The sequence below is a fragment of the Streptomyces sp. NPDC048191 genome (assembly GCF_040652655.1).
Lineage (GTDB): Bacteria > Actinomycetota > Actinomycetes > Streptomycetales > Streptomycetaceae > Streptomyces.
On record NZ_JBEZMO010000066.1, the window covers coordinates 1 to 7,731 of the forward strand.

Sequence of the window (7,731 nt, forward strand, 5' to 3'; positions counted from 1 at the left end):
GTACTGCAGGGGGGACCCTGTGGGAGAGTAGGACGCCGCCGAACAATTCTTGGGAAAGGCCCACGCCACACGGCGTGGGCCTTTCTGCGTTTAAGCTCGTCTGCATGCGCTACGACCTGGTCGTCTTCGACAACGACGGTGTGCTCGTCGACAGTGAGCCCATCTCCAACCGGCATCTGGCCGCCTATCTGACCGAGCTGGGCCACCCGACCTCGTACGAGGACTCCATACGGGACTACATGGGCTCGGCGATGCACCGGATCCACGACCTGGTGCTGGAGCGGACGGGGCAGCGGCTGCCGGACGACTTCGACGACGTCTTCCACGCACGTGTCTTCGCCGCGTTCGAGAGGGAGTTGAAGCCGGTGGCGGGGGTCACCGGCGTGCTGGAGAAGCTGGCCGCGGACGGGGTGCCGTACTGCGTGGCCTCCTCCGGGAGCCATGCGCGGATCCGGGTCGGGCACCGTACGACCGGGCTCGACCAGTGGTTCGCGCCGGAGCGGGTCTTCAGCTCCGAGGACGTGGGGCGGGGGAAGCCGGCGCCCGATCTCTTCCTGTACGCCGCGGAGCGGATGGGCGTCACGCCGGAGCGGTGCCTGGTCGTGGAGGACTCCCCGCTGGGCGTCCAGGCGGCCGTGGCGGCCGGGATGACCGTCTACGGGTTCACCGCGATGACGCCGGCGGCGAAGCTGGCCGGCGCCGACCAACTTTTCTCCGCCATGGGCGAGTTGGCTGATCTGCTGGTCTGACGGGAGCCATCGCCCGGTGCCTGACAATTGTCATACGGACGTCCGGACGATCGTTTCTACTGGCGCATCCCCTGCGCACGCGAAGCTGAGGGCATGACGAAGAACACGGGGACCCAGAGCCGGACCGGGCAGCAGAAGCAGAACCCGAGCGTGCTGGACAACTTCAAGCCGCTGATCCTGGACGTGGCGGTGCCGATCGGCTCGTACTACGTCCTCAAGGACGGCTTCGGGACGAGCACCTTCGCGGCACTCGCCTGGAGCAGTGTGGTGCCGGCGCTGCGGACCCTGTGGAGCCTGGTGAAGGAGCGGAGGACGAACGGGTTGGCCGGGCTGATCCTGGTCGTCAACGTGGTCTCGCTGCTGCTGACCTTCGTCTCCGGTGACCCCCGGCTGATGCTCGCCAAGGACGGCGCGGTCAGCAGCACCGTCGCGATCGGGATCCTGCTCTCCGTGCGGCTGGGCAAGCCGATGATGACCGCCGGTCTGAAGCCCTTCCTGGTCAAGGCCGACGCGGCCAAGGAGGCCGCCTGGGCGCGACTGACGTCCGGGGCCTCGGACCGGTCCGCGGCCTTCCTGCGCAAGGAGCGGGCCTACTCGATCGTGTGGGGTGTGGCACTGCTCGCCGAGTGCGTCGGGCGCGTCGTGGGCGCCTACACGGTCCCCGTGGACACCATGGTCTGGCTCGGCACGGTCTTCCTGGTCGGCGCGATCGGGATCGGCATGCTCGTCGGTGGCGGTCTGGCCATCGAGCCGATGGAGAAGATGCTGGCCGCCGAGGCCGAGGCGGGCAAGGCCGGGGCGCCCGAGGTCGCTGTCGCCGCCTGATCCGCGAAGAGGTGAAGCTGAAGGAAATTCATCTTTGGCTGGATCTACCCACAGGTAGCCCGGGGCCCTACGCTCGCCGCCATGACTGATGTGCTGCGGCGCGGTAGGGCCTCGTTGGCGTTCAGCTTCTTCGCCCAAGGCGCCACCTTCGCCCTGCTGGTGACGCGGATCCCGGCCGTCCAGGACCGGTACGGCGTCTCCGACGCGCTGCTGCCGGTCTTCCTGGCCGCCGTACCGGTCCTCGCCGGTGTCGGCAGCGTGACCACCGAGCAGCTGGTCAAGCGAATACGGCCGAGCCGGCTGCTGCGCTGGTCCCAGCCGGTGGTGCTGCTGGCGCTGCTCGGCGCCGGGGCGGGCGGGCGCATCGCGGAGCTGGCCGTGGCGCTGGGCGCGTTCGGACTGGCCGTGGGGGCGCTGGACGCCTCGATGAACATGCTCGGGGTGAGCCTGCAGCGGTCGTACGGGCGCAGCATCATGCTCAGCTTCCACGCCGCGTACAGCCTGGGCGGGATCCTGGGCGCCTCGCTGGCGTGGGTCGGGGCGCACTGGCATCTCGCGCTGTGGGTGTCGTACCTGCCGGTGGTGGCCGTGCTGTTGCCGGCGACGCTCGTGGGGAGCCGGTGGTACGTCGACGGGGATCCGGCGCCCGTGGGGGAGGAACGGGGCCGGAGCGGGGGTGTCGTCTTCAAGCTGCTGCTGCCGCTGTGCCTGGTGATGACCTTCGCCTACATCGGGGACTCGACCGTCTCCAACTGGAGTGCGAAGTACCTGAAGGACGTGCTGGGCAGTTCGGAGCAGCTGGCGACCGTGCCGTACAACGTGTACATGGTGACCACGCTGCTGGGGCGGGCCATCGGGGACTTCGGGGTGCGGCGGTTCGGGGCGGCGGCGGTCGTGCGGCTCGGGGCGCTGGTGGCGGCCGGCGGGTTCGCGGTGGTGGCCTCGGCGCCGGGGGCGTGGGTCGGGATGCTCGGGTTCACGCTGTTGGGTCTGGGGCTGTGCGTGCTGGTGCCGCAGACCTTCGCGGCGGCGGGACGGCTGTTTCCCGGGGCTTCGGACGCTGCCGTCGCGCGTCTGAACATCTTCAATTACGTGGGTTTTCTGGTCGGTTCGCCGTTGGTGGGGGCGCTGGGGGAGGCGTGGAGCTACCGGGGGGCCATGCTGGTGCCGATGGTGTTGGTGCTGGTGACGTTGGTGTACGCCAGATCGTTCGCCGCTCAACCGGACCGATACGGTGGCGGGCATGAGCGGCCGCGCACAGCTGATGTGGGACGAGGCAGTAACGGGCTATGACTTCGGCCCGGACCATCCGATGGATCCGGTCCGGCTGGCACTGACCCGGAAACTGGTGGGTGCCTTCGGGCTCGACCGGGAGATGGAGGTCGTCGCGGCCAAGCCGGCCGGGGAGTCGACGCTGCGGCTGGTCCACCGGGAGGACTACATCGACGCGGTGAAGGCGGCGTCCGCGAATCCGGCGGGGGCCGACGGCTCGTACGGGCTGGGGACGATCGACGATCCCGCCTTCGCCGGGATGCACGAGGTGTCCGCGCTGATCGCCGGGCAGTCGGTGGGGGCGGCGGAGGCCGTCTGGCGGGGGGACGCCGATCACGCCGTGAACTTCGCCGGCGGTCTGCATCATGCGATGCCCGGAGGCGCGTCGGGGTTCTGCGTCTACAACGACGCGTCCCTCGCGATCGCGCGGCTGCTGGAGCTGGGGGCCGAGCGGGTCGCCTATGTGGATGTCGACGTGCATCACGGGGACGGGGTGCAGGCGGCGTTCTGGGAGGATCCTCGGGTGCTGACGATCTCGCTGCACGAGCACCCCCGTACGTTGTTCCCGCAGACCGGGTGGCCGGAGGAGACCGGGGCCGGGGCGGGCGAGGGGGCCGCGGTGAACGTGGCGCTTCCGGCGGGGACCGGGGACGCGGGGTGGGTGCGGGCGTTTCACGCGGTGGTGCCGGAGCTGCTCGCGGAGTTCCGGCCGCAGGTGCTGGTGTCGCAGCACGGGGCCGACACGCACTTCGAGGATCCGCTCGCGCATCTCGCCGTGTCGCTGGACGCGCAGCGCGCCGTGCAGGTGGCGTGCCATGAGCTGGCGCACGAGTACGCCGGGGGGAAGTGGGTCGCGCTCGGTGGGGGCGGGTACGCGGTGGTGGAGGTCGTGCCGCGGTCGTGGACGCATCTGGTGGGAATCGCGGCGGGGCGGCCGGTGGCGCCGGAGACGGTGATCCCTGAGGGGTGGCGTCAGGAGGTGTTCGCCCGGACCCGGCAGTTGGGGCCGCAGCGGATGACCGATGGTCGCTGGCCGGTGAGTTGGGCGTCGTGGGAGTCGGGTTACGACCCCGCGGACCGGCTGGATCAGGCGGTACGGGCGACCCGGCGGGCGGTGTTCCCGATGCGGGGGCTGCTGCCGTAGTCGCGCTGTGCCGATGCCGCCCGGGTGGGCGCGGCCGCGGCGGGCGCCGGCACCCGGGTGCCGGTTACGCCAACCGTGCGCACTTCCCCGGTTCCGGTCCCCTCTCCCGCCCCCATGCGTCACCATCGCACCCATGTCGACCAGCGGGGCTCTGCGTGCGCATCTGCTGGCTGCCGGGCTCGCCGGGGAGGTGGGGACCTCCCGGGAGGACAGTCTGCGCAGTTATCGGCTGTTCGCTGCCCGGGATCCACGCGTGTTGATCGGGCTCGATCCCGAAGGAGCGTGGGGGCAGCGGGACTTGCTGCGTCTCATGGCGCGGAAGTGCGGGGTTTCGGCCGATCCCCGGCATACTTCGGGCCGGGATGTGATCGATCCGGAGCGGACACTGGCCGCGCTGGACGCGTTCGCGGGGCGGATCGGGGACGCGGCCAGGCGGGGCGTGCCCGTGTTGTTCGGGACCGGGCATCCGCAGCGGCTGCTCGGGTTCTACGCCGGCTTGGCGGACGCGCTCTCGGCGGCGGGGTGTGACGTGCTCACCCCGGCGCAGGGTCGCTGTGTCGACATATTGACCCGGTTCGGTCTACGTACGTGTGCGCTGGACTACACACGGGGAGTCGGGTTGGTGCGGGAAACCGACGGTGGGCGCCCCGGTTGTGAGCCGGGCGTGCACTGTCATTCGCCGCTCCCGGTTCGGGTCGCGCTGGAGGCGTCGGCGGAGGGTGGCGGGCCGTTGCCCGAGCTGGTCGTCGGCGACCACGGCTGGGTCTGCGGTGCTGGTCAGCTGGGGTTCGAGGCCATCGGGCTGGCCGACACCGACGATCCGGCGCTGTTCGTGGGGGAGGCGGAGGGGCGCGTGTCCGTGGCCGTTCCGGTTGATGACGGGGTGCTGTCTGATCACTACCGGCCGCTTACCCGCTACGTACTCAAACGAGCGTGTCTGTCACAGTAGGCCTGCGATGGGTGCACCTCTTCCCCACTTGCATCACCCGCCCCTACATTGGGGAGTGAGCACGCAACGACGAAGAGTCACCGGAAGGGGAAGCCGGTGGCCGTCGAGTGCGGAAGGTTCAGGTGTGTCATGGCTGCAGCTGGCGAGAGGCCTCTGAACGAGGTTCAGTTCCTTACCGTGGCGGAGGTCGCCTCGGTGATGCGAGTGTCGAAGATGACCGTGTACCGCCTGGTGCACAGTGGTCATCTGCCCGCTATCCGGGTGGGGCGGTCCTTCCGCGTCCCGGAACAAGCGGTACACGAGTACCTCCGTGACAGCTATGTGGGGGTGGAGACGGCTTGACGGCGACCCCGGGGTGACCCGGGGGTACCCCCTCGATTACGACCTGAGCGCTCGGTTGGGTAGGCTAGCCCCTCGTAGGTCGTGTGGGCCCATGGCGCCCAAACAACCGAGTGATGAGAAGTGAGCGAGGGTAGTCGTGGGCTCTGTTATCAAGAAGCGGCGCAAGCGGATGGCCAAGAAGAAGCACCGCAAGCTGCTCAAGCGCACGCGCGTTCAGCGTCGCAACAAGAAGTAGGCGACCGCGCGAGAGCGTGTACCTGTGGCCCCCCACCAGCAGTGGTGGGGGGCCACAGGCGTATCCGGCCGCCTTCGGGAGATCCGGTGAAGGCGGCATATTCCGATGAGTGAATTTCCGTCACTTCGTGCATCGGGGGGTCATCACAGCGCAACATCAACCCGCTAAGTTGGCCGCACACAGGCGGTCGCGGAAGGAAGGCGCTGATCTTGGGGAAGGTCGTGCTCGTCACCGGAGTGGCCCGGCAGCTGGGCGGCCGGTTCGTACGGCGGATCCAGCGGGATCCGGAGGTCGACCGAGTGATCGCCGTGGACGCGGTGGCGCCGGCGCACCATCTGGGCGGGGCGGACTTCATCCAGGCCGACATCCGGCACCCGACGATCGCACGGGTGCTCGCGGAGACGGGCGCCGACACGGTCGTCCACATGGATGTGACGGGCACGCCGCTGGGCAGCGGCAGCCGGGCCACGGTCAAGGAGACCAACGTCATCGGCACCATGCAGCTGCTCGGGGCCTGCCAGAAGTCGCCGACCGTGAAGCGCCTGGTGGTGAAGTCCAGCACCAACGTCTACGGCTCGGCGCCGCGCGATCCGGCCGTCTTCACCGAGACGACCCCGGCGAAGTCGCTGCCGAGCGGCGGTTTCGCGAAGGACACCGTCGAGGTCGAGGGGTATGTGCGCGGGTTCGCCCGGCGGCGGCCGGACGTCGCCGTGTGCGTGCTGCGGTTCGCCAACATCCTCGGGCCGGCCGCCGACACCCCGCTCGCCTCCTACTTCGCGCTGCCCGTCCTGCCGACCGTGTTCGGCTACGACCCGCGGCTGCAGTTCGTGCACGAGGACGACGTCGTCGAGGTGCTCAGGATCGCCTCGCACGAGCCGCGCCGGGGCACCCTCAACAGCGGCACGTTCAACATCGCGGGTGACGGTGTGCTGCTCCTCTCGCAGTGCTCGCGGCGGCTCGGGCGGCCGACGGTGCCGCTGCTGCTGCCCGCGGTCACGTGGGCGGGTTCGCTGGTGCGTACGCTCGGTATGACGGACTTCTCGCCGGAACAGATCCGGCTGCTCACACACGGGCGGGTGGTGGACACCGTCCAGATGCGCGAGACGCTGGGCTTCACACCCAGGTACACCACGGCGGAGACGTTCGCGGACTTCGCGTGCGGCCAGGGCCCCGGACTGGTGCCGCCTCAGGCCCTCGCGGGGGCCGTCGACCGGATCGCCGCGCTGGCCGCGAGGGGCGGCGGCCGGCCCACGACGCACAGTGCCGACAGCGCCAACTGAGGAGAGCGGCAACGATGGCGGACGCCAAGGTCATTCCGTTCGACGACGACCGGTCCCGCGGGAGCGCGGCACAGCGCCCGGCGCGCCGCCGGGGCGCGGGCAGCCGGCGCGGCGCCCTCGGCGAGGCCGGTGAAATGGGTGAGGTCCAGCCCCTGCCGGGCCGGGCCAGGGTGCAGGAAGATGAGCCTGTGAGCCGTGAGGAGGAGCCGCTGGAGCGGTCGGGCGCCGGATCGGGTGCCGACGGGGCGGGCGGTGGCCTGGAGCGGCGTGTGGCGGCCGGGCTGGCCTTTCTGCGGCGCCGGCTGACCGGGGACTACGACGTCGACGACTTCGGTTTCGACGAGGAGCTGACCGACCAGGTCCTGATGTCGTTGCTGCGGCCGGTGTACGAGAAGTACTTCCGGGTCGAGGTGAAGGGCATCGAGAACATCCCCGCGAAGGGCGGGGCGCTGATCGTCGCCAACCACTCCGGGACGCTGCCGCTGGACGGGCTGATGATGCAGGTCGCCGTGCACGACCACCACCCCGCCGACCGCCATCTGCGTCTGCTGGCGGCCGACTTGGTCTTCGTGCTGCCGGTGGTCAACGAGCTGGCGCGCAAGCTGGGGCACACCCTGGCCTGTGCGGAGGACGCGGAGCGGCTGCTGGCTCAGGGTGAGCTGGTCGGGGTGATGCCGGAGGGCTTCAAGGGCATCGGGAAACCTTTCAGCGAGCGGTACAAGCTGCAGCGCTTCGGCCGGGGCGGCTTCGTGTCGACGGCACTGCGGCAGGGCGCTCCGATCATCCCGTGCTCGATCGTCGGGGCGGAGGAGATCTACCCGATGATCGGCAACGCCAAGACCCTGGCGCGGCTTCTCGGGTTCCCGTACTTTCCGTTGACGCCGACGTTTCCGTGGTTGGGGCCGCTGGGGGCGGTTCCGTTGCCGACGAAGTGG

At 70.1% G+C, this 7,731-nt stretch carries 9 protein-coding genes; all 9 read left to right on the plus strand.

Annotated elements, in window-relative coordinates:
* Positions 1–104 precede the first annotated feature (104 nt).
* A complete protein-coding gene (locus AB0D93_RS41085) occupies positions 105–749 on the plus strand; it encodes an HAD family hydrolase (RefSeq protein ID WP_362131741.1) in 645 nt (214 codons plus the stop codon).
* 93 nt (positions 750–842) lie between these two features.
* A complete protein-coding gene (locus AB0D93_RS41090) occupies positions 843–1,574 on the plus strand; it encodes a VC0807 family protein (RefSeq protein WP_362131745.1) in 732 nt (243 codons plus the stop codon).
* Positions 1,575–1,655: 81 nt separating this feature from the next.
* The gene (locus tag AB0D93_RS41095) at positions 1,656–2,867 is read left to right on the plus strand and encodes an MFS transporter (protein WP_362131748.1); all 1,212 of its coding nucleotides are present in this window, start codon (positions 1,656–1,658) and stop codon (positions 2,865–2,867) included.
* On the plus strand, positions 2,818–3,990 hold the full coding sequence (locus AB0D93_RS41100) for an acetoin utilization protein AcuC (protein WP_362131751.1): 1,173 nt from the start codon (positions 2,818–2,820) through the stop codon (positions 3,988–3,990). Before AB0D93_RS41095 ends, AB0D93_RS41100 begins: the two co-directional genes overlap by 50 nt.
* A gap of 133 nt (positions 3,991–4,123) precedes the next feature.
* The gene (locus AB0D93_RS41105) at positions 4,124–4,939 is read left to right on the plus strand and encodes a phosphatase (RefSeq protein ID WP_362131754.1); all 816 of its coding nucleotides are present in this window, start codon (positions 4,124–4,126) and stop codon (positions 4,937–4,939) included.
* 129 nt (positions 4,940–5,068) lie between these two features.
* Positions 5,069–5,281 carry a helix-turn-helix domain-containing protein gene (locus AB0D93_RS41110; protein WP_121791081.1) on the plus strand — a complete coding sequence of 71 codons (213 nt, stop codon included), beginning with the start codon at positions 5,069–5,071 and terminating at the stop codon, positions 5,279–5,281.
* 136 nt (positions 5,282–5,417) lie between these two features.
* Positions 5,418–5,516, plus strand: a complete 99-nt coding sequence (locus tag AB0D93_RS41115) for an AURKAIP1/COX24 domain-containing protein (protein WP_003948845.1) — start codon at positions 5,418–5,420, stop codon at positions 5,514–5,516.
* Between the two features lie 209 nt (positions 5,517–5,725).
* Positions 5,726–6,796, plus strand: coding sequence for an NAD-dependent epimerase/dehydratase family protein (locus AB0D93_RS41120; protein ID WP_362131757.1), 1,071 nt, complete (start codon positions 5,726–5,728; stop codon positions 6,794–6,796).
* 14 nt (positions 6,797–6,810) lie between these two features.
* On the plus strand, positions 6,811–7,731 hold a 921-nt coding region (locus AB0D93_RS41125), incomplete at its 3' end, for a lysophospholipid acyltransferase family protein (RefSeq protein ID WP_362131760.1).

Coding starts and splice junctions, on each gene's coding strand:
- AB0D93_RS41105 (WP_362131754.1), top strand. CDS start 4,124: ATGTCGACCAGCGGGGCTCTGCGTGCGCATCTGCTGGCTGCCGGGCTC.
- AB0D93_RS41110 (WP_121791081.1), top strand. CDS start 5,069: ATGGCTGCAGCTGGCGAGAGGCCTCTGAACGAGGTTCAGTTCCTTACC.
- AB0D93_RS41085 (WP_362131741.1), top strand. CDS start 105: ATGCGCTACGACCTGGTCGTCTTCGACAACGACGGTGTGCTCGTCGAC.
- AB0D93_RS41095 (WP_362131748.1), top strand. CDS start 1,656: ATGACTGATGTGCTGCGGCGCGGTAGGGCCTCGTTGGCGTTCAGCTTC.
- AB0D93_RS41090 (WP_362131745.1), top strand. CDS start 843: ATGACGAAGAACACGGGGACCCAGAGCCGGACCGGGCAGCAGAAGCAG.
- AB0D93_RS41100 (WP_362131751.1), top strand. CDS start 2,818: ATGAGCGGCCGCGCACAGCTGATGTGGGACGAGGCAGTAACGGGCTAT.